We start from the raw sequence: 21,994 nt of genomic DNA, 5'->3' as shown, positions 1-21,994 counted from the left end.
TTTTATTGTTGTACATTCGAATAATCTACTTGATAAGGTTCCGGCAGTTGCATATACGAGCCGTCTTCATCCAGTACGGGAGATAATTCGGGATCGTCCGCCCTTCTCTGTAACTCTTTCTGTAGCTGAAGGGCATAGTAGGGCATACGTCCTGAGGTAATCTTGGAGCCTGCTCCATTGATATAGCCCCAGTCGTCCAGTGAGAATCCGAAGAAATTGTTGATAAAGGTATACTTGACGGCATTCCATGCACCGAAATAGTTTACAGCTTTCAGCGTAGCCCAACTTCCCGGTTCGCTGTAAATCTCGTCAATGATGAATGTATAACGGCTGCCGTCCAGATAATCCGCCGTAGTGTTCGACCAAGTATTGACCGACTTATATTTCTCCAGGACGGTAAAGTTCTCATTCGGTTCCAGTTTTAATACGAGCTTTTCTTTTTGTGTCCTGAAACTGGCGTTCCTTAGAAAACGTACTCCTATTTTTGCCTGATTTTCACCGGCTCTGATAACTACCGTATCCAGGTCGATTTCATAATCTTCCCCTTCGGTCATGGTGGTGTTCTCCCGGTCGATAATTATCCTTACTTTCCGTTCGTAGTTTTCAACCTTTCCTAATAGTTGGATGGTTCCTTTAAAGATGACGTTGGTAAAGCTCTCTTTTGCCCCTACAAAAGAGTAGGATGTCTGCGTGGTGTATCCTACCGTTCCGCTGGAAGTAGCATAGTTTTGTACCTGGAAGTACACTTTACTTTCGTTTGAATCATAGGTTTCCACTTCTTCTTTTTGGCAGGCGGTAAATAAAAATAAGACGGCCATGATAGTGGATGTGAGCCATTTATAATTTAGTTTCATATTGTTACATGTCTTTAGGGGTTCAACGATTATCCAGTTCATTGGTTGGCAGAGGCGCTATAAAGCGTTTCTCTTTGGCTTCTTCGGTGACGTTTTCCTTATCATCATAAAAAGGAAGTCCCGGTATGATTTCAATCTGAATAGCTTGCCGTCCGTTGTAAGAGTTGTCAAATGCTTTGTTCAGGCGCTTGAAATAGAAGAAGACCTGTCCTTCACCGATAAATTCGCGGATATATTCTTTGGTCAGGAGATCTCGGAAATTGTTGCCTGACCGCACTGCGCCCCTGCTGTCGAATATTTGTTGCAGATAGTTCCATGCTGCTGTCATGTCGTAAACTTCCGATCCTTCCGTAGCCATGGCTTCCGCCGCGATATAGTATGCTTCGCTCAATTTCATAAGTGAGCAGAATGTACCGTGGAATTTTTGTACTTGCAGAATTTGGTTTTCGTCACTGGTGCTTCCTGACATTTCATCTTTGGCTGTATCTGTGATTTCGCGGAATTTGACCAGCCGCTTGGAGCTGTTGCCGTCCAGTGTGCTTCCGTTTTCCCATTGTGACTGGTAACGGTAATCTCCGGGATTGTTGGCAAACAACTGTCCGTCTACATATCCGGCACGTGGTACCAACAGTTTGTTGCCCGTGTTTGAACCGCCGAATGTATAATCATAAATCAGCCCTCTGTCTTTGTTGTAATATCCGAAGAGGCACTCGGTAGAAAACATGAGGTCAGGATTGACGGAATTGCCCAGCAGCGTTCCGGAATCTACTGCCGGAAAGAACCCTCTCACTTTAGGATCATCCGTCAGTTTGCGGGCTTCTGCCAGGGCATTGCCCATATCTCCACCCCATAAATAAGTACGGGCGGTGAGCAGGACAGTGGCGTAGTAGTTTAAGCGTAACTGGCGGTAACGCATGGAGTTGTCCATTGTTATCTGGTCGTATTCGGCTCTCGGGCCTTCGGTAAGCACCGGATCCGAATCGAGCAGTAGCGCTTCGGCTGCTTTCAGGTCGCGGATGATATAGTCTTTCAGTACAGTTTCAGCAGGAAGGATATCCAGAATTTTTGTTTCAGTACTTTCGTTGTAGGGAATACCTCTTCCTTCCGGATTACGGAAATATACCGGGCCGAACAGGCGCAGCAGGTCGAAATGAATCATGGCTCTTGCCGCCAGCATCTCTCCTTTCAGCATCTTATATTCTCTTTCGGGAAGTACTCCGGCACCTTCACCATTCATGTCTTTCTCCAGATTATCCAGTATCACGTTGGTATTCATGATGGTAGAGTAGCCTTCTCCCCAAATGCTGCTGAGGGCGGAAAGTACAGTTTCGTTGCTGTAATCCCAGTTGATTAATGCTTGTAGGTACTTGGAGTAACTGTCGTCACCGGTCAGGTTGACAGTGTAGCGTTGTGCCAGTACATCAATCATTTCATAAGACAGGTACTTTCCGTACAATGAATTTCCTGCCATGCGGTTGTAGATTCCGTTTACGGCAGCATAGAAACCATCCTTGGTGCTGAACTGCTGTTCTTCGCTTTGTTTATCCTTGGGTTTGTAATCCAACCAGTCCGTACAGCCGCACAGGCAGCCTGTCAGCAGGAATATAGATAATGATATGATAATGTTTCTCAGTTTCATAATGGATACGTTTTATAGAGTTAATGAAAGATTGAAAGATACGCTACGTGAAAACGGATAAGAAGTACCGCGTTCCTGCTTGATACTGGAAATGCGGAATATGTCATTCATGTAAGCATTCAGCCTCAGTGAACTGACTCCCACTTTACGGGCAATTTCCGGCTTGAATTCGTATCCTACACGCAATGATTCCAGTGTCAGTGTATTGTCCTTTTGCACGAAGCGTGAAGACATTGGAGTAGATTGTGAGTCGGCGATATTCTTGAACTTGGCAATGTCTCCCGGTTTCTGCCATCTGTCATAGAGTGCCCGTTTGTCTTGATTATACTTTAGCTGGCTTGTCGTGATGTTCTCCACCTTGTTGTATAATACGGAATTGAAAGAGTATCCCCCCATGCGATACCGGAAATCGAAATTCATGGAGAATCCTTTCCATGAGAAACTGCTGCCGAGAACACCTTCTACTTTAGGACGGCTACTGCCGATGATCACTTCATCGTCATATGAAAAGTCGTAGGTGAGTTCGCCGTTCTTTTTGATAAAGATTTCGCGTCCGGTTGCCGGGTCGATACCGGCGGAACGGACTGCCCAGATGGCATCAGGGTCGGCTCCGTCAAAGTAACGCTTGGTAGATTTGTTTTGCCCGTTCTGATCTCCTTCCCTGCCTGATGTGTTAAAGGATTCCAGCCGGTTGCCTATCCCGTTGAGTTCGCTTGAACCGTGGCGGAGCGTTCCCCTGACTGACCACCAGAAGCGTTTGTCCATCTGCCGGATGATGTAATAGGTGGCTTGCGCGTTGAAACCTTTGGTCGTTTGTTTACCGAAGTTCTTATAGATGACATTGCCGGTTGCTCCGGTAGAGGCAGGCATGTCGATACCGATTAGCAGCGGGTCGGTGGTCTTGTAATAATAATCGCCGGTCAAAGTCAGGCGGTCGTTCAGTATTGTGATGTCGAAACCGATGTTCCGGTCGATAGTGGTCTGCCATTCCAAATCCGGATTGCCTAACTGTGCGAGTGACGTAGTCATTCCGAAATAATTGAATGAATTGAAGTTATAACGGAAAGTGGTGATGGTAGACGATGAAGAGAAGTTCTGGTTGCCGGGATTACCGATAGAGGCACGGATTTTGAACATGGAGATGCCGTCGATGTTCTCAGAAACAAATTTCTCATTGTGCAAGTTCCATGCCAGGCCGACTGCCCAGGTTCCGATGTAATGCTTGTCTGTCCCGAATACGGATGAACCGTTGACACGGTAGCTGAAATCAAGCAGGTAGCGGTTGTTGAAGGCATAGTTGCCGATAGCGTAGGCGCTTACCGAACGGGAAGTGTTTTCGTAATAACTGGGGCTTCCGTTGTCCGGATAACCATTGGCAAATGAAGGCAGTGTGAAGTCTCCTACCGGAAATCCGACGGCTGCGTATCCATGTGATTTGGAGTCGAGTTGGGACAGGTATCCTCCGGCGGCGATGTTGACAAGATGCGCCTTGTTGAAAGTCTTGCCGTAGGTTACCGTCAGTTCTCCTTCATACTTGTTGCTTTCCGTTTCGCCATAATTGTATGAACCGCGCTTGGTAAAATCCACCTTCGAGTAATCGCTGTCGAGGGGTGAGGTAAAAGCTTCCGTATTGCTGTTGGTATGCGTAATTCCGAAACGCGCACGTATTTTCATTGCCGTTATCGGAGTATACTCCATGATGAACTTGTCGGAGATGGAGAGGGATTTCCCTTTATTATAACTGTTTTGTGCCGCGTTGTACAGAGGGTTGCCTGCTTCTACGTAGTCATTATATTCAAGCCATCTTTCCACCTCTCCGTCTTCATTATATTTCATGTAGTATGGGTTTGCGCCCGCATATTCGGAGAAGCCGACGATCGGGTTGCCGGAAGCCGTGTTGTCCATAGAGAACTTGTTGACAAACTGTAGTTTGTTGAGGCGGTAAGTCAGGTCGATGTTCCCGCTGAGGTTGTCGCGTTTAGATTCTTTCATAACACCGGTGATGCCGTTGTATGAAAGTCCCAGTCCGAACTGGAATGCGCCTTCTCCGCCTTCCGCATATAGTGAGTGGCGGTGGTTGATGCCGGTGCGTAGTGGTTCTGCAAGCCAGTAAGTATCTACTCCCCGTGCTACGTCTGCCAGTTTATTATTGTATAACTGATCCAGTTCGATTTGTTGGCTGGGGGTCGATGAGGTATATCTTCCGACCATTTGTTCGAACCGGAGCTTTTCCGAAGCATTCATCAGATTATAGCTTGAGAGGTCTGCCCATGATATATTTGCCGAACCGTTGTAGGTAAGGTGAAGTTTTCCGGATTTGGGCCTGATTGTTTCCACTACTACAACACCGTTCGATGCTTTGGAACCATAGATGGCGGTAGAGGCGGCGTCTTTCAGTATTGTAATGGAAGCAACCCGGTTCATGTCGAGGTTGTAGATAGCTTCTAATGAGGATTCGAAGCCGTCAAGGATAAACAGCGGCTGGTTAGGGTCTTCTGCCAGTTCGTCGCGGGTACTGATCAGACTGGATTTTCCACGGATTTCAATGTCCGGCATCCGGTTCGGGTCGGAGCCGAATTCTCCGCTTTCCAATACATTGAATGCCGGATCCAATGTCTTCAAACTGGAAATGACATTCTGCGTACCGACAGCTTTCAACTCGTCGGCAGTGAATGTGGAAGCCGAGCCGGTAAAACTTTCCCGCTTTTTGTTTACCACACCGGTGACGACAACTGCTTCCAGTTCGTTGACATCCTCTACCATCACTATTTTCAAGGTACTTTCTCCGCCATACACGATGTGTTGCGGCTTCATGCCTATGGAAGTGAAGTTCAGCAGTGTGCCGTGTTTCAGCGGACTGGCGAATGCAAAATTGCCGTCGATGTCGCTGACAGCTCCCTGTGTCTTGTCGCCTGTGAAAATGTTTACTCCCGGAATAGCTCTCCCTTCTTTATCCACCACACGCCCGCTGAGCAGTTTCTTTTCTTTTGCGGTATTCCGGGAAGGGATTGTGGTAATGACGATCGTTTTCTCCTTGATACTATATTGCAGTCCGGTTCCTGCCAGTAGCACGTCCATCGTTTGATTTATTCCGGCCTTTTGTATGGAGACGGATACACGGATTCCCTTCACCAATGAATTGTTGTAGAATAACTGGTAGTTGTATTCCTTGCTCAGTTTCTTCAATACCTCTTCCAATGGTTTCTGCTTGACCGTGATTGTGATTCTCTCCTTCTGCCCGCTTTGCGCGTATGCCTTGAATGGAGTCGCGAGGGATAATGTGAAAGCTATCAGCATCACTAATCCTTGTAAAATAAACCTTTCTCTCATGCTTTTCGTTTTTTTATAAGTTAGACTTGGGTGTTAATTCTTTTTTTCTACATCTATTTTTTTATCGGCTTGTATGTCGAATTCAAGTTCATCGGTCATGCGGAGAGCATCCAGTATTTTGACAAGAGGCTGTTTGCGCGACAATATGCCTGTGTAGCGTGCGTTTTTTATTTTTTCGTCGACGCTGATGTTTACATTGTACCAGCGTGATATTTTATGCATGATATTCTCAATTGTTTCATTATAGAAAATGAATTGGTCTTCTGTCCAGTCGGTAACAGTTGAGAGGTCGGTGTCGGCCACCGTATATTCCTGTTCGTCTTTCCGGAAAGTGAACAGTTGTCCGGGAAGTAATTCTGCCAACAATTGCTTTTCTTTATAGACGCTGATTATACCTTCAACAAGCGCAATGCTTATTTCGTTCTCCTCTTCATAAGCCTTGACATTGAAGGCAGTTCCGGTTACTTGTACGTCCAAAATTCCAAGGTGGACAATGAACGGGTTTTCTTTATCTGCTTTCACTTTCAGGTAAGCTTCTCCTGCCAGTTGGATCTGCCTTGCCTGCTTTGTGAAATGAGTGGGGAATAATAATTCGGAAGCGGCATTTATCTGTACAATAGTCCCGTCTTCCAGAGTCAGTACCTGTTCGGCTCCTGCCGGTACGACGAGCCTGTTGAGTTGCAAGTCTTGTTCCACGGTGATCGTAATATCTTTCTTGCCGTCGCTTGTGCTGCTGATAAGCTGATTGTCGACCACAGACAGGCGGTTTTCTTTTAATGTCACCGCCCTGTTGTCGCAGGTGATGATGGAAGAAGGTTCTTTTCCGGGGACGGTGGATGCCCATCGGACAGCTTCTCTTTCCTCTTTCTGCCATAGCCATAAAGAGGTCAGGGCAACAGCCAGTATGAGAGAGGCGGCTATGCCGGATGTGCGGATGAAGAGTTTCCGTGATGGAGAGATACGTTGGTGTATGTTGCGCAAGGGGCCTTCCAGTTCGATGGAATCACGGAATTTCATCTCTTCGGCCAACTTCTGCTGTTGCTGTAATTCTTTATGCAACCCGGCAGAATTCTTCTTCCACTCTTTCACTAGTCGGGAAGTCGAGTCCTTGCCTGTGCAGATTTCCTTGCTGATTTCTTCTGCAATCTGTATGCTTTCTTTATACTTATTTATATCCATTGACGGTGAAAAATTAAGAGTTGTTATATCTTAAAAACACGCAACCTTGGAATGAGTATGAAGTAAAAGTTGTTTTTTTATAAAATAAGCAGTAGAAATCTTAATTCTTCCAGTTCTGCACGCAGGCGGGCGTATGCGTGCATTTTATGTGTTTTAACAGTAGGTACGGATAGTGAGAGCAGATCTGCTATTTCCTGATTTGACTTATTTTGGAGAGAAAGCAGGATAACTTCCTGTTCACGCGGGGTAAGCTCTTTGATTTTCTTGTGTATCATGCAGGAGACTTCTTCCCGGATAACGCTTTCCAGAATGAATTCTTCACTTTGTATTTTTTTCAGCTGGCTCTCCGCATACCGGCTTTTCACCTCTTCATGTCTCAGGTAGTTGAGGATACGATTGGAAATGGAGCGGTAGAAGAAAGCCTTGATTGTGAGAATGGAAGTGAAATTCATCCGCTGTTCCCAAAAGCTGACAAATACATCCTGGACAATGTCGCGCGCTTCCTCTTCGTTCAGACAATACCGGCAGGCAAAGGAGACGAAAACAGCGTAGTATTGATTAAAAAAGACATCAAGGTCTTTTCTATTGCGCACTCCTTTGTCTGCAATATTGTCTATATGTCTTTGCTCATTTGTTCTCATTGGAGAATATTTGAAACAAAAATACTTATTTCTTTATAAAGAAAGAACTTTTTGAATAAATTCTCCCGTTTTTTATGGATTTTTGCTGTTCTTCTTGTTTGCCGGCTCACAGTTCCACCTCAATGGCGGCAGGATAGATACGTCGGGGGTCGGAGAAAGCGGCGCAACTGTTTGCCATGTTTTTAAGGTTCGGCTTTATTTTTCCCTGAAAAACCTGTTTTCCGTTTACCGTGACAGTAATCTCTTTCTTCAGATTTATGAGTTCATCACAGAGGTAGATGATTACTTTTCCTTTGTCGGCAGGTATATAATGTTTCTTGCACTTCATTTCAATGCCCCATCTCGGATCTTTTTGAGCCGTTTCATAGGTGACATTGTCCACGTTCAATGTGATGTGGTTGCCTGTGACGGTCATTTCGTAGCGGGTACGGGCATTGATGTCGTCGTTGGGACGTTCTTTGACGAAAAGGTTGTAGAATCCTTTACGGTGCAGCCCGTCCATCTCGAAATCTTCCCAATAGACGTATTTCGGATAAGGGTTGCGGGTGTATTGTTTCAGCCACGGAGTAGTCGGGCGATAGTCGATTGAATGTCCTTTGCCGGGAATCAGTTCTATCTGATGGGTGTATAGCCCGGGGTGCAGGGCTTGCAACCGTTCAAATTCTTCCTTCACGTAGCCTGTGAGGATATTCCGGTAAAAGCCACGGTCATCGGCTCCTGTCCTCAGGGAGAAAGCAATATGGGCGCAGTTCTCGGCGGGCGCATTCTTCAGGGGCTCTCCACCTGCCATGGGGCCTGCTCCGGCAAGGTAATCGGCATAGAAAGAAGCAAGGCGCTGGCTGCCATATCCGCCTTCGGAGATGCCGAAGATATACACTCTGTCCGGATTGATGTGCCCGGATACTAACGATTGGCGTAATAGTTTCTCCCAGGCATATTGCTTGGATTTCTGCCACCAGCGGTAGTAGTTTCCTTCGTTGGGGATTTGCGGAATGAAGTAGGCGGACGGTGCGTCGTCGAACATCCGGCATATTTTAAGTCCCGTGTCCCATTCTGCGGCTTTCGGCCCCGACCCGTGCGTATAGATAAACAGCGGATAGCCTTCATCGGGTTTCGTAGTGCCCTTGGTACCCCAGTAGTAGGGCATCACGGCTTTCGGTTCCAGTTCGGCGGGAAGGTTCCATTGGCTGCATGTCTTGTCGGACAGGGGTTGTAGCGGGATTAGTTTCTCTTCGTCCAGACGTTCGTTCGCTGTCCGCCATGCGTCCCATACGAGTTGGCGGTATTGTTCCACTTTCGCAAGGCTGAATTGTTTCCCTTTTTCGAAGGTGTGATTCTTGTCTGGTGATGTCAGGCAGGCGGAGAAATAGTTGAGAAGTGCGGTGTTGTCCTTGCCCGCATTGTTGGCGGTGACAGTGTTTCTTCCTGTTGCCAGACAGAAGAGCAGTCCGCATAAGGCGGCGTTGCGCATAACATTCATAGTTTTCATAGTGTCATTTTGCTTTTTATATATTGATTTTACTTTGGTTCAGCTGCCTTGTTGCCCCTACCGGCGGTTATTCAGTGGATGTTTGTCAATACACTGTCAGAAGTATTGGTGGCAGCAAAAGTATGGATTTACTTTGAAATGCAAAACTTTTCTAAACATTTTCTTTGCCGCTGCTTTGCCGCATCGTATGTTTTGGATAGCTTTGCAGGCAATTGTCTCTAAACGTATATTAATGTATGAAGAATAATGTATGAAGAAGATTCTTTTATTACTCACGTTGTCCGTCTGCCTGCTGCCTTTGTGGGCGCAAAGAGATTTCTCGGAGATAGATTCGCTTATCAAGAAGATGCTTCCCGAAGCATCCGAAGTCGGCATATCCGTTTATGACCTGACGGCAAAGAAGCCGTTGTACAATTATCGTGCGGAGAAACTCTCCCGCCCTGCCTCTACCATGAAACTACTGACGGCTATTACCGCCCTTTCCCGTCCCGACGCGAACGAGCCTTTCCGTACGGAAGTATGGCACGATGGTGTGATAGATCATGATACCCTTCAAGGCAATCTGTATGTAGTGGGTGGATTCGACCCCGAATTTGACAGTCAGGCGATGGATTCGTTGGTAGAAAAGGTAGTCACTTTCCCTTTTTCCGTGATTAACGGGCAGGTGTATGGTGATATTTCGATGAAAGACTCTCTCTATTGGGGGCATGGATGGGCATGGGACGATACTCCTGCGGGCTATCAACCTTATTTGTCCCCGCTCATGTTCTGCAAGGGAACCGTAGAAATCTCTGTGGTTCCTTCCACCTTGCAAGGAGATACGGCAAGCGTTTCCTGCCGGCCTGTCTCTTCCTATTATACCCTGGCCAACCGGACAAAAACACGAACTTCCTCTGCCGGAAAGTTCTCTTTCACAAGAGACTGGCTGACAAACGGGAACAATCTCGTAGTTTCGGGCAATGTCGCCTCTATCAGGAAAGATAATATCAATATCTATGATTCTCCCGGCTTTTTTATGCACACTTTCCTCGAACGTCTCCACGCAAAAGGGATCATTGCCCCCCAATCTTATGCATTTGCAGAATTGCCGCGTGACAGCGTCCCTGTGGAACGAATGGCAGGATGGAATACATCGGTGCAGAAAGTCCTGAACCAATTGATGAAAGAGAGCGACAACCTCAATGCGGAAGCATTCCTCTGCCGCCTTGGCGCACAGGCCACAGGAAAGAAACAGGTGGCTGCCGAAGACGGAATCGTAGAAATCATGAAGTTAATCCGCCGCCTGGGGCACGACCCGAAGGACTATAAGATTGCGGACGGCTGCGGACTCTCCAATTATAATTACCTCTCTCCCGCCCTGTTGGTCGATTTCCTGAAATATGCGTATTCGCGGACGGGAATCTTTCAGAAACTTTATAAGTCTCTCCCCGTAGGCGGTGTGGACGGCACATTGAAAAACAGGATGAAGGGTGCGCCCGTCTTTCGGAATGTGCATGCCAAGACAGGCTCGTTCACTGCCATCAATGCGCTTGCAGGCTACCTGCGGATGAAGGATGGGCATGAAGTAGCCTTTGCCATTATGAACCAGAATGTGCTCTCGGCTGCTAAGGCAAGGGCATTCCAGGATAAGGTCTGCGAGGTGATTATCGGAAAATAACTTGGATGCTTCTGTCGATGGTTTGAGATTATATAAAAAGAAAATTGTATTCTCTAATATACAAAAACACATGGATTTTGTTTACCAGAGAATACAATTATAGTTGTATAGGGCAGGATTCTGTATATCCTGTGTTCTATTTACTTCACGTATTCAGCCCAATTCGTATTCTTCATATCACCGCTCTTGCCCAATTCAGCATGCATGCCGAGTGCGGCCTGAATAGCGTGCGGAGTCTGAGCCTTGCCGCCGGCCAGTTTGCAGTAATCCCAAAGCAGTTGTTTGTAGTCGGGATGCGCACAGTTTTCGATGATAGCCTGCGCACGTTCTTTCGGGCCCTTGCCACGTAGGTCGGCAACACCCTGTTCGGTGATGACGATGTTGACATCGTGCTCCGTGTGGTCGTGGTGGGATACCATCGGCACGATAGCGCTGATTTTCCCTTCCTTGGCCACAGACGGACAAGTGAAGATAGAGATATAAGCATTGCGGGTGAAGTCGCCCGAGCCGCCGATGCCGTTCATCATCTTCGTGCCGCCGATATGGGTTGAATTTACGTTACCGTACAAGTCGACTTCGATAGCCGTATTGATAGAGATAACGCCGAGACGGCGAACTACTTCCGGATTGTTGGAGATTTCCGACGGACGGAGCACCAGCTTGTCGCGGAAGAAGTCCATGTCGTTGTAAATACCTTCCAGACAGTCGTTTGTCACAGTCAGCGAACAAGCGCTGCCGAACTTGATACGTCCTTCGCGAATCAGTCCGATTACGGAATTCTGAATCACCTCAGTGTACATTTCAAATGCCGGAATCGTCTTGTCACGTCCCAACGCGCCGAGCACAGCATTGGCGATGTTTCCTACGCCCGATTGCAACGGAAGGAAAGTAGACGGGATGATGCCGCGCTTCATGTCCGCAGCGAGGAAGTCGGCAACGTTCTGTCCGATTTTGTCGGTCAACGGATCAGCATCGGCGAAAGAACGTGCTTCGTCGGGCCAGTTTGTCTCCACTACGCCTACGATTTTCTTCGGGTCTACCTGGATGTATGGCAGTCCGATGCGGTCGCTCGGTTTGTAGATAGGTATTTCGCGGCGATAAGGTGGGTCGAGCGGTTCGTACACGTCATGCAGTCCCATGCAGGATTTGCTGTGCGCGCTGTTCAGTTCCACGATAATCTGGTCGGCAAGACGGCAGATAGTCGGGGAGATACCGCCGGCGGCAGTCAGGTAAATCTTTCCGTCGGGAGTTACTTCGCAGGCTTCGATGATGGCTACGTTCACTTTGCCCATGAACCCGTAGCGCACTTCCTGTGCCATCTGTGAGAGGTGTATGTCGTTGTAGGCAATCTCTCCATTGTTCACGGCTTTACGGAAATCAGAGTTCGTGGTATAAGGGGCACGGTAGCGGATAGCTTTCGCGCGTGACAGCACGCCGTCGCAAGACTCTCCGGTAGAGGCGCCCGTAAAGATACTTACCTGAAATGGATTTCCTTTGGCATGTTCCGCTTCCGCAATCTTTGCGAGTTCCGCTGTAACAGCCTTGGCCGTTCCTGCGGGAGTAAACCCGCTCAGGCCGATGTTGTAGCCATGTTTGATAAGGCTTGCAGCTTCTGCTGCCGAAATACGATTAAGTGACATAAATAGTACAATTTCGTGTTAAAATACAGTTGATATCTAATAAGTTAATAATTTGCTTTATTGCCGGAGGTCTTAGGCACGGATTACACAGATTTCACGGTTTTAGTGAATTTACTGTTTTCACGAGCTTTACTGTTCTCACGGTTTCATTGTTTCCACAAGTTTCACTGTTTCCACGGTTTCCGGAAAAGATTATGTAAAACAACAGCGTAATCCGTGTAATCCGTGTCTGAAATAAACCTTCATGATTTCAATTCCCGTCAGTATTTCCGTTGAAGTATCTCTCCCCATATGATAGCCCGTCGCGCTTCTTCCGCCGAGTGGATTGTGAAGTCTTCGTTGTTATCTGATGATTCGTGAGGAGCGTTATAATGAGAACCTTGCCTGCTGTTCAGCTCATCCTGAGCGGCACTGTTTGCCAGTGATGCGGCAACGGACACTTCTTCTTTTTTCTTCTTCTTCTTCTGCTGCTGTTGCTTCGGTGTCTGCCTGGAAGCTTGTTGCGAAGATCTTTTGGAAGTCGGCGGCTCGACAGGTATCGGTCGGAGTAATTCGTCCAGTGACTTGGGTCTGCTCCACGCTTCGGGCATGGGAACAGCATCCGGCTCTATTTCGGTGGGTGATGATATCGGGGGAACGGGGCGTTTGTCAGTAGCTTTTTTTGATTTACTATTCTTACTCACCTCTTTGAATATTCCCACAAGAATGACACCTGCTATCAAGAGAAATTTCAAGAAATCTTCCATTGTGTTTCACTTCTAATTAGTAATCCGCCAAAGTTACACATAAAATCCGGTTCGGGCTAACTTTTTATTATGAAAAAAGGGCAGCTTCACAGCTCCCCTTAATTTTTTTAACCTAAACCTTAACTATGAAAAAATCTAATGTTTCTTTCATTGCACAAATGTGAAAAATAAATTTAAAATTACCAAGGAAGCACCCGGAAAATGTTTACTCCATTAACATAAATTACAAGTTAGCATGCTAAACCATAAGATTTTGCGTAATTTTTGTGCCATTTTACCACTTATTGGAAGCGAAGCCGTATCTTTGCGCCCGAATCTTTAATTTATAATTTGAATATGAACGAATTAACGGGAGCGGACTTTAAATCCGCAACTGAAACGACCGAAGACAACAAAAAGTTGTTTATCGAAACCTACGGCTGCCAGATGAACGTGGCCGACAGCGAGGTGATTGCCTCAGTGATGCAAATGGCGGGATACTCCGTAGCCGGAACGCTTGAGGAAGCCGACGCCGTGTTTATGAACACCTGCTCCATCCGCGACAATGCGGAGCAGAAAATCCTGAACCGCCTGGAATTTTTCCACTCGCTGAAGAAAAAGAAGAAACACCTCATTGTAGGCGTACTGGGATGTATGGCCGAACGGGTGAAGGATGATTTGATTACGAATCATCATGTCGACCTCGTAGTAGGCCCGGATGCCTACCTCACCCTGCCCGACCTGATTGCCGCCGTAGAAACCGGCGAGAAGGCAATCAACGTGGAACTTTCCACCACCGAAACCTATCGGGACGTGATTCCCTCGCGCATCTGCGGCAACCACATCTCCGGATTCGTGTCCATCATGCGCGGCTGCAACAACTTCTGCACCTATTGCATCGTTCCCTACACCCGTGGACGCGAGCGTAGCCGTGATGTGGAAAGTATCCTCAACGAAGTGGCAGACCTCGTTGCGAAAGGCTATAAGGAAGTCACCCTGCTGGGGCAGAACGTCAACTCCTACCGTTTTGAGAAGCCGACAGGCGAAACCGTCACCTTCCCGATGCTTCTCCGTACCGTTGCCGAAACCGCTCCGGGCGTGCGCATCCGTTTCACCACCTCTCATCCGAAGGATATGAGCGACGAAACACTGGAAGTCATCGCACAAGTGCCCAACGTGTGTAAGCATATCCATCTGCCCGTACAAAGCGGAAGTTCCCGCATCCTCAAACTGATGAACCGCAAATATACCCGCGAATGGTATCTCGAGCGTGTAGCCGCCATCAAGCGCATCATCCCCGACTGTGGACTGACAACGGATATCTTCTCCGGTTTTCATTCTGAAACGGAAGAAGACCATGCCCTCTCCCTCTCCCTGATGGAAGAGTGCGGATACGATGCCGCCTTTATGTTCAAATACTCCGAGCGTCCGGGAACGTATGCTTCGAAACATCTCGAAGACAACGTGCCCGAAGAGGTGAAAGTACGCCGCCTGAATGAAATTATCGCCTTGCAGAACCGTCTGTCCGCCGAATCCAACCAGCGTTGCATCGGCAAGACGTATGAAGTCCTCGTGGAAGGTGTCTCCAAGCGTTCGCGCGACCAACTGTTCGGCCGTACTGAGCAGAACCGTGTCGTCGTGTTCGACAGGGGTACGCACCGTGTCGGTGACTTTGTCAATGTACGCATCACCGAAGCCAGTTCGGCTACGCTGAAAGGGGAAGAGGTGTAAATTCCATCGCAGAATTTCACTAAGAAACTTCACCACAGATTACACGGATTCACACAGATTTGTTATTCCGGTTTCCGGCACTGCCAAATTTAAAACAGTCTTATAAAGAGACAGGAATAAATGAAAAATCTGTGTGAATCTGTGTAATCTGTGGTGAAAAGTGTGAGCTGTGATAATCTGTGGTGAGCTTTACATCATCATGTGCCTGCGAATCGAGAACTTCACGATTGCCATCGCATTGATGGACGCGAACGGAATATCCATCGGCTCATGATGCGTATTGTAACTCACCAGTTTGATGCACCCTTCCTTCTCCGACCGGTTCGCATATTTCACCGCCAGATACTCGTCTCCGTCAATCATGAACGACACCAGATATATTTCCCCGTAAATGACATTGTCGAAACTGCTGATTTCCTTGTATCCGATGATGTCCCCCGATTTCAGTATGGGATACATGCTGTCCCCGTTTACATACACCGCCCCGTCACAGACGGAAATATTCGGAATCAATATCTTCCCCAGCGCGTACTGCTGCTTGTTGACGAATAATGTTTTCAGATTTGCCGCCGCCGTGATGTCATATAACGTCACACTCCGGTCGTCTACCGGTTCCACTGTTTTAGGATTGTGTATAATCTCCACTTCTCCCTGTGCCAGTTCGCTTTCGCAGAATCTCGGCTGGTGCTTCGGACTTCCTTTTCCTAACAGCAGCCAGTTGTAATCCACCGTGTTTCCCAATTTGTTGAGTAGCAAGCGGAAATCTATGCTGTTTCGTGCACACCAGTTGGATACTGTGCCACGTGAAACACCTAAATATTCAGCTAATTCACTGTCGTTCTTGAAGTTCAGAGCCTGTTTGGCACGCTTCACGATTCCTGTAACATCCAGAAATGTATCCATTCTATTATCGTTTAATTTTGATGTAAAAATTCATAAACTCGCTAATCGCTCATTGATAATCTGTTATCTACTTTTTTAAAATTAATTTCTAAAACTATTTGTTTTCTTTATGAAAACTATTTTATCTTTGTAGCGAAGAAATCAGAAATATGTTTCAAAATTATAAATTTAAAATAGAAAAACCATGAGAAACCGCAAAAAGTTTACGAAAGGTTGCAAAAAACCTCATCCACCGCCTTTCTAAGGAAGCCGTGCCGGATGGACGGAAGCAATATAGAGTCCGCTTGCAGCATCTATATATCCTGCGTTTAGCATCTATATATCCAATGTGCAGCCGATATATCTCCAATATACAGCAACTATATGTCCTGCGCGCAAGCCATATATCTCCAATATACAAACAGAAATTTAAATATGAAAACTATAAAAACGGAAAAGCAGTATGGAAACCTTGATGAACCAATCTCTGCACATCTGCGGATGTTGCAAGCGGGAGCTTCCGCGGGAAGCCTTCTATATGAACCAGCGTACGCGGACTACGGACAACTACTGCAAAGAATGCCGTAAGGCAAACGCACGCAGACATCGCAACCAGGATAAAAGTATATCATTTGAAAACAAACCCCTTTCCTATCCGGTGATAACCGAGGTGAAGGATTACGCTTTGCGTATGTTCCTCATCCGCCATGCCCGGCAGGTGGTGGCGGACAGTATCCGCCGGAAACAGGAAAAGGAAAAACTACGCGTACTATGGGAAGAATAAAACGGGGACTGGATTATTTCCCCATGAGCACCAGTTTCATGCACGACCGCATGGTGCGTCGTGTCATGAAACGTGAAGGCGACGCTGCTTTTGCCACGTTGGTAGAAACGCTGTCCTACATCTATGCCGGAAAAGGGTATTACATCTCTGTCAATGATGAGTTTTACGACGAACTGACGGACGGCCTTTACAGTACGGATATGGACGATGTGAAACGTATCATCGCCTTGTCCGTGGAATGCGGGCTGTTTGATGCCGGTCTTTACCGGCAGTATGGCATCCTGACTTCCGCCGACATTCAGCGGCAGTATCTCTTTATCACTAAGCGCCGTAGCAGTTCGTTGATAGAACCGGCTTACTGCCTGTTGGAAGCAGAGGAGCTTGCGTCCTACCAATCTTCTCAAAGCAGCAAAAACAGTGCGGATGATACTGATAACAAAACAGCCGATGATGTAACATCAACTGCTGATTCTGCAACATCAAGCACCAGTTCTGTAACAATGGAAGCCGAAATTGCGACATCGGGTACACAAAACAAAGAAAAACAAACAAAAACAAAGGAAAACAAATTAAACCACCTCTCTGACTCTCCTCAAGGAGAGAACGGCGGAGGAAAAAATTTGAAAAGAAGGAAGGTGATGACGCAGGAAGACATCGACAATCTGCAACCACCGTGCGACGGCATACAGCGTAACTTCGAGGGACTGCTGGATAACCTTCGCTCTTACAAGATTCCACCTTCCGAGCAATACGCCATTATCCTGAAAAGCAATTTCGGAGCTATCGGACACCCGGTGTGGAAGGGTTTCAGCAGCATCCGGGGGAGTAACGGGAAAATCAAATTGCCGGGACATTATCTTTTGAGCGTAATTAATTAATTTATGAACGCACTTTGAAAAAATGATTGGGTCAGTCTGAAAAATACCCGTATCTTTACAGTGTCATTAAGCTTGAGGACAAAACTAAACTAATTTATTAACACAAAAAACTATTACATTTATGCCAGTATTGTACAAACCCTTCCAGTCGGTTCTGGAAGACAAGAACAAAAAGAAACTATTTCATCCCCGTGTGATATACACGGCCAACGTGACAACCACCCAACTCGCCAAAGAGATAGCGGCTTACTCGTCTCTCTCCACAGGTGACGTGAAGAACACGCTTGATAACCTAGTGACAGTGGCTGCCCAGCACCTGCAAGCATCGGAAAGTGTAACGCTCGACGGCTTCGGAACTTTCCGCATGGTGATGAAGTCCAACGGCAAAGGTGTGGAGCTGCCGGAAAAAGTATCGGCTGCCCAAGCTTCCCTTACCGTCCGCTTCCTGCCCAATTACACCAAGAATCCTGACCGTACTACGGCTACCCGCTCTTTGGTGACAGGCGCCAAGTGTGTCCGTTTCGACCTTGCCGATACTTCGGCCTCGGGTGGCGGAAATGACGGTAAACCCGATGGTGGCGGTTCAGGCGGTGATGGCGGGGAAACCCCCGACCCGGATCCGGCAGCATAAACTGTCTGCATGGCGCGACACAAACACGAATGACTGACTAAACGGAGTTTTTAACTAGACTAGTAAACTAATTATCCATTGACATGCGAATTATCAACTTAATCGTGGTGCATTGCAGCGCCACGCGGGGAGATTCTACACTCTCACCGGAAGCTTTAGACTTGATGCACCGGCGTCGCGGGTTCAACGGAACAGGCTATCATTATTACATCCGCAAGGATGGAACGTTGCACCTCACCCGTCCCCTCGAACGCATCGGAGCCCACGTAAAAGGCTTCAACGCTCACTCGATAGGTATCTGCTATGAAGGTGGTCTGGACTGCCGGGGACGCCCGGCAGACACCCGGACTCCGGCACAGCGTTCCACGCTCCGGCTGCTCGTCGGGCAGTTGCAAGAGAGATTTCCCGGCTGCCGGGTGTGCGGACACCGCGACCTCTCGCCGGACTTGAACGGAAACGGTGAGATAGAACCGGAAGAGTGGATTAAACAGTGCCCGTGCTTCGATGTGGCGAAGGAATTCAAGGAGTTCGGAGAATTCCCGGCACAGACGGAGAACACGGAAGAACACAGAGTAACACAACAAATTAAAGAACGGAAAGGAGGTAAATTATGGCAATGAAGAAATCAGTATGGGATATGATCCTGAAAGTGGTTATCGCAGTGGCTTCGGCTTTGGCTGGCGTTTTGGGCGCTAATGCGATGAATCTGTAAGAGAGTGTTTTGATTTATAGGGGATTATAAGAAAGCAAATATTTATATAAAACTATTTTATGGATGTTGGTTGTCTTGTAAATTGAGATCAACTATTGGTCTCTTAAATCCCCTTCAATTATTAATAAAATATTTATTTGTATATGAAATATTTAAGTTTTTTATTTTTTTTCTTACTGAGTTCTTGTGTTGTAGTAAATGCTCAAGAAAGAGTCTCTAATGCGAGGACAGTCAGTGGAGAGCGTAATATTTTTGCAGAACCGCATACAGTTGTGATTCCTCCCTCTCCACAATCTCAAATATTTGAACAGTATATTAATCATCGAGTGACGGAATATAACGGATTACCCGAAATCAATATTCCTTTGTATACAATTAAGATTAAAGGACTGGAGATTCCTATTATGTTGTCTTATCATGCTTCAGGTATCAAATATAAGCAATTCGATGGAGATATTGGGGCAGGTTGGAGTATTAATGCCGGTGGGTATCGAGTTAGTCGTACCATTTATGGTCGGCCTGATGATGAATACGATTTTTATGATAGTGAATTGTTTCATGACCGTTTGCTCCATCGTACTTCTTCTTATAGTACTGATTCGCTTGTTGCAAGTGTTTGCTTGGGACCTGCAGAAGCTCAGGATGTGGAACCACATGTGAAACCACACTTGAAAGATAGTGAATATGACCAATTTGTGTATATAGCTCCTACCACTAGTGGTCATTTTATTATTAATGACAGGCAAACGCATCAAGTAGATGTTTTGAGTGATAATCCGGATAAGGTAAGGCTATTTCATGATACCCGCCTGCGTCATATAGATATTACTGATGGTAATGGCTTTTCCTATTTATTTGGTTATTCAGATATGTCAGGTGCTGCAGGAGAAGTTGTATATGATTCAAAACTTGGATATAATGTAACAACCGGATGGGCTTTGTCAAGTATACAATCCCCTTATAATGAGAATGTATTATTTAAGTATGGTCAATATCAAGCTTATACAGCACGTTATTTGGCTAAGTCTTATACATTGACAGATGCATCTGAACATTGTTCGCTAAATTATCCATTGTTTATGAATCCTAATCTCATTACTTGGCATGGTTTGAAATGGGATAATCAGGCTGATTATTTCAAGCCTTCCGATCTTTTGCTTGTTAATTCAATTGAGACAGATCAAGTTATGGTTTCATTTACTCGTGGTAGAAAATATTCTTGCTTTGACCATGGGGAATATACTCCTTCTGTTTGCGGTGAATATGTCTTGACAAAAATAACTGTAAAAGACAAAAACAGTGGGAAGTATCTCAGAGTGATATCATTTGATTATGGGCTTTCTCCTCAAAATGCTGATGACTCTACGGATTTAAAGCCTTGGCATCGTTTGTTGTCTTCGATTTCAATAAAAGATGGCATGGATAAACCAATACAAAAATATAAATTCGGGTATAATGATGCCCCTGCTGGTAGTGGCTCTTTTCCTGATCTTTGGGGGTATTACAAAGAAGATCCGTATAGAGAAAATGAAGTAGATGGTTCATATCGTGATTTATTTTTTGATACCATATTCAATAATGACCAAATAGTATCAACCATATCTAACGGTTGGATAGTTTCGAAAATGAAATTAGGTGATATGTATGATGGTATTCGGAGATACAATCGCTCAGTAATTGATAAGGTTCCAGATTACTTCTCATTGAAGTCTATTCAATATCCAACTGGAGGAATAACCCGGTATTTTTATGAGAGCAACGAATATAGGAATGGAATAAAAGGTGGAGGATTGCGAATTAAAAAGATTATTTCTGAAGGAGAAAAACCTGTTACTACTGAATTTTTCTACGGTAATGGTGTATTGTCAGGTGGTTTCTCTGATTTTAAAAGATGCTTTGCTGAAGAATATCACTATTTTTCAACCTATATTAATACTTTTGGTCAACCAGAACCTTATCTTTTAGGAACCTCTCAGTCTATAAAAGTTTATGGAGGTAACCCTTTGGATATGAATGCAGGTCTATTTATGAAGATATATTATGATAAGGTAATAACCAAACAATATGATCAGGCAACTCAAGCTTACATTGGGCAAACAGAGTCTCAATATTTTAGACAATTACCGGAATATGAACTTAGCTATGAAAATTCCATGCCAAATTTTAAAGCTAATGGGACGTTTCATGTAGATAACTATGTTGGTTATGGGAGAGAGCATGTACAAATATATCGGTTTGGATTAGAGCCTAGATTATTATCTCGTACAGTCTACAATCAGGATAGTGTAATGGTCAAAAACGAACAGTGGGAATATTCTATTTTGGAGCGTTCCTCAAGGGAGGGGCTTCATGCAAAACAAAAAATATTCTTTGAAAATTATCCAGGACAAAGTAACTCTCCAAGTAATTATGAGCATTATAAAATTATTCCTTATATATTCGATTCTGGTTTTTATAATATTGAATATTGTAAAGAGAAACCTGTCTCTTATACACTAAAGCAATATGACCAAGATGGACAAAACCCTGTAGTTGTTTCCACCAGTTACGAGTATGATTCAATAGGTCGTGTGAAAGGAGAAATAACCGATTATGGAAATAATAGTCAAAAAGAAGAATGGTTTACCTATCCTGCTGTTAACAGCTATCTTTATAATCGCAATATGTTACAAACCATTGTAGAGAAGGTTAATAAAGAAAATCAAATAGAAACGGAGAGATGGCGTTATCATTTTCCTGATCATGTCGTATATCCTGATAGCTTATTTCATTCTAATGGAGCAGAGATGCGTTTAGAATTTACATTTGATAAGTATGATTTTTGCGGAAATTTATTGCAATACACACGTCTTGATGGAGTGAAAGTTTCTTATATCTGGAGTTACGAGCATAAATATCCAATTGCAGAAATTGTAAATGCCTCTTTGGAAGATATTTATGCTTATATATCTTCATCGACCTTGGAAAATATGGCTTATAAAAGCGAACCTTCAGCAGGTGATTGGGAAACTTTAATTTATTTGAAGGAACAACTGAAATCGGCCCATATCACTATTTATAAGTATAAGCCATTGGTGGGAATGATAGAAAAGATAGAACCCTCCGGATTTACTACTTGCTTTCATTATGACGATTTCGGTCGTTTGATACAGACTGCATTTAAAGAAGAAGGAGTAGAACGTATGGTTCAATCTTATGAATATAATTATAGCATACGATAAA

17 protein-coding genes are annotated in these 21,994 nt (G+C 45.4%); 8 read left to right on the top strand and 9 right to left on the bottom strand.

Going from position 1 to position 21,994, the window contains the following annotated elements:
• Positions 1-2 precede the first annotated feature (2 nt).
• From BQ7997_RS14665 to BQ7997_RS14640, 6 genes are all read right to left on the bottom strand, one after another.
• Positions 3-854 (bottom strand): DUF4843 domain-containing protein, encoded by an 852-nt coding sequence (locus BQ7997_RS14665; protein ID WP_159436769.1) that lies wholly within the window; start codon positions 852-854, stop codon positions 3-5.
• A 22-nt stretch (positions 855-876) separates the two neighbouring features.
• Positions 877-2,493: a RagB/SusD family nutrient uptake outer membrane protein gene (locus BQ7997_RS14660; protein WP_073347024.1), complete on the bottom strand. Its 1,617-nt coding sequence runs from the start codon at positions 2,491-2,493 to the stop codon at positions 877-879.
• A 12-nt stretch (positions 2,494-2,505) separates the two neighbouring features.
• Positions 2,506-5,823: a SusC/RagA family TonB-linked outer membrane protein gene (locus BQ7997_RS14655; protein WP_073347023.1), complete on the bottom strand. Its 3,318-nt coding sequence runs from the start codon at positions 5,821-5,823 to the stop codon at positions 2,506-2,508.
• Positions 5,824-5,856: 33 nt separating this feature from the next.
• Positions 5,857-7,002, bottom strand: coding sequence for a FecR family protein (locus tag BQ7997_RS14650; protein WP_073347022.1), 1,146 nt, complete (start codon positions 7,000-7,002; stop codon positions 5,857-5,859).
• A 77-nt stretch (positions 7,003-7,079) separates the two neighbouring features.
• Positions 7,080-7,643 carry an RNA polymerase sigma-70 factor gene (locus BQ7997_RS14645; RefSeq protein WP_022138395.1) on the bottom strand — a complete coding sequence of 188 codons (564 nt, stop codon included), beginning with the start codon at positions 7,641-7,643 and terminating at the stop codon, positions 7,080-7,082.
• Positions 7,644-7,749: 106 nt separating this feature from the next.
• Positions 7,750-9,123, bottom strand: coding sequence for a hypothetical protein (locus tag BQ7997_RS14640; protein ID WP_097677824.1), 1,374 nt, complete (start codon positions 9,121-9,123; stop codon positions 7,750-7,752).
• Between the two features lie 259 nt (positions 9,124-9,382).
• Here BQ7997_RS14640 and dacB point away from each other — a divergent pair, with 259 nt between their 5' ends.
• Complete coding sequence (gene dacB / locus BQ7997_RS14635; RefSeq protein ID WP_073347021.1) at positions 9,383-10,789, top strand: D-alanyl-D-alanine carboxypeptidase/D-alanyl-D-alanine endopeptidase; 1,407 nt, start codon at positions 9,383-9,385, stop codon at positions 10,787-10,789.
• Between the two features lie 140 nt (positions 10,790-10,929).
• Here dacB and BQ7997_RS14630 read toward each other — a convergent pair whose 3' ends face one another.
• Positions 10,930-12,429: a butyryl-CoA:acetate CoA transferase gene (locus tag BQ7997_RS14630; protein ID WP_073347020.1), complete on the bottom strand. Its 1,500-nt coding sequence runs from the start codon at positions 12,427-12,429 to the stop codon at positions 10,930-10,932.
• A gap of 260 nt (positions 12,430-12,689) precedes the next feature.
• Positions 12,690-13,175: a ferrichrome ABC transporter substrate-binding protein gene (locus BQ7997_RS14625; RefSeq protein ID WP_073347019.1), complete on the bottom strand. Its 486-nt coding sequence runs from the start codon at positions 13,173-13,175 to the stop codon at positions 12,690-12,692.
• A gap of 336 nt (positions 13,176-13,511) precedes the next feature.
• Between BQ7997_RS14625 and miaB the strand changes: the two genes are divergently transcribed.
• Entirely contained in the window at positions 13,512-14,885 is a 1,374-nt protein-coding gene (gene miaB / locus BQ7997_RS14620; protein ID WP_022138390.1) for a tRNA (N6-isopentenyl adenosine(37)-C2)-methylthiotransferase MiaB, read from the top strand.
• 189 nt (positions 14,886-15,074) lie between these two features.
• Here the strand turns inward: miaB and BQ7997_RS14615 are convergent, their stop codons facing one another.
• The gene (locus BQ7997_RS14615) at positions 15,075-15,788 is read right to left on the bottom strand and encodes a helix-turn-helix domain-containing protein (RefSeq protein ID WP_022138389.1); all 714 of its coding nucleotides are present in this window, start codon (positions 15,786-15,788) and stop codon (positions 15,075-15,077) included.
• Positions 15,789-16,230: 442 nt separating this feature from the next.
• On the opposite strand from BQ7997_RS14615, the gene BQ7997_RS14610 reads away from it, so the two are divergent.
• The 6 genes from BQ7997_RS14610 (at position 16,231) to BQ7997_RS14590 (ending at position 21,993) form a co-directional block, all read left to right on the top strand.
• Complete coding sequence (locus BQ7997_RS14610) at positions 16,231-16,551, top strand: hypothetical protein (protein ID WP_022138388.1); 321 nt, start codon at positions 16,231-16,233, stop codon at positions 16,549-16,551.
• On the top strand, positions 16,539-17,429 hold the full coding sequence (locus tag BQ7997_RS14605; protein WP_044656637.1) for a DUF4373 domain-containing protein: 891 nt from the start codon (positions 16,539-16,541) through the stop codon (positions 17,427-17,429). The genes BQ7997_RS14610 and BQ7997_RS14605 overlap by 13 nt, the downstream gene beginning before the upstream one ends.
• Before the next feature lie 121 nt (positions 17,430-17,550).
• Positions 17,551-18,060 (top strand): HU family DNA-binding protein, encoded by a 510-nt coding sequence (locus tag BQ7997_RS14600; RefSeq protein WP_073347018.1) that lies wholly within the window; start codon positions 17,551-17,553, stop codon positions 18,058-18,060.
• Positions 18,061-18,143: 83 nt separating this feature from the next.
• Entirely contained in the window at positions 18,144-18,680 is a 537-nt protein-coding gene (locus tag BQ7997_RS14595) for an N-acetylmuramoyl-L-alanine amidase (RefSeq protein ID WP_073347017.1), read from the top strand.
• Complete coding sequence (locus BQ7997_RS25520) at positions 18,677-18,772, top strand: smalltalk protein (RefSeq protein WP_005681936.1); 96 nt, start codon at positions 18,677-18,679, stop codon at positions 18,770-18,772. Before BQ7997_RS14595 ends, BQ7997_RS25520 begins: the two co-directional genes overlap by 4 nt.
• Before the next feature lie 143 nt (positions 18,773-18,915).
• The gene (locus BQ7997_RS14590; protein ID WP_139260914.1) at positions 18,916-21,993 is read left to right on the top strand and encodes a hypothetical protein; all 3,078 of its coding nucleotides are present in this window, start codon (positions 18,916-18,918) and stop codon (positions 21,991-21,993) included.
• Position 21,994 lies beyond the last annotated feature (1 nt).

This window comes from Bacteroides congonensis, from assembly GCF_900130125.1.
GTDB classification, from domain to species: domain Bacteria; phylum Bacteroidota; class Bacteroidia; order Bacteroidales; family Bacteroidaceae; genus Bacteroides; species Bacteroides congonensis.
This window is presented reverse-complemented; position numbering and strand designations above follow the sequence as displayed.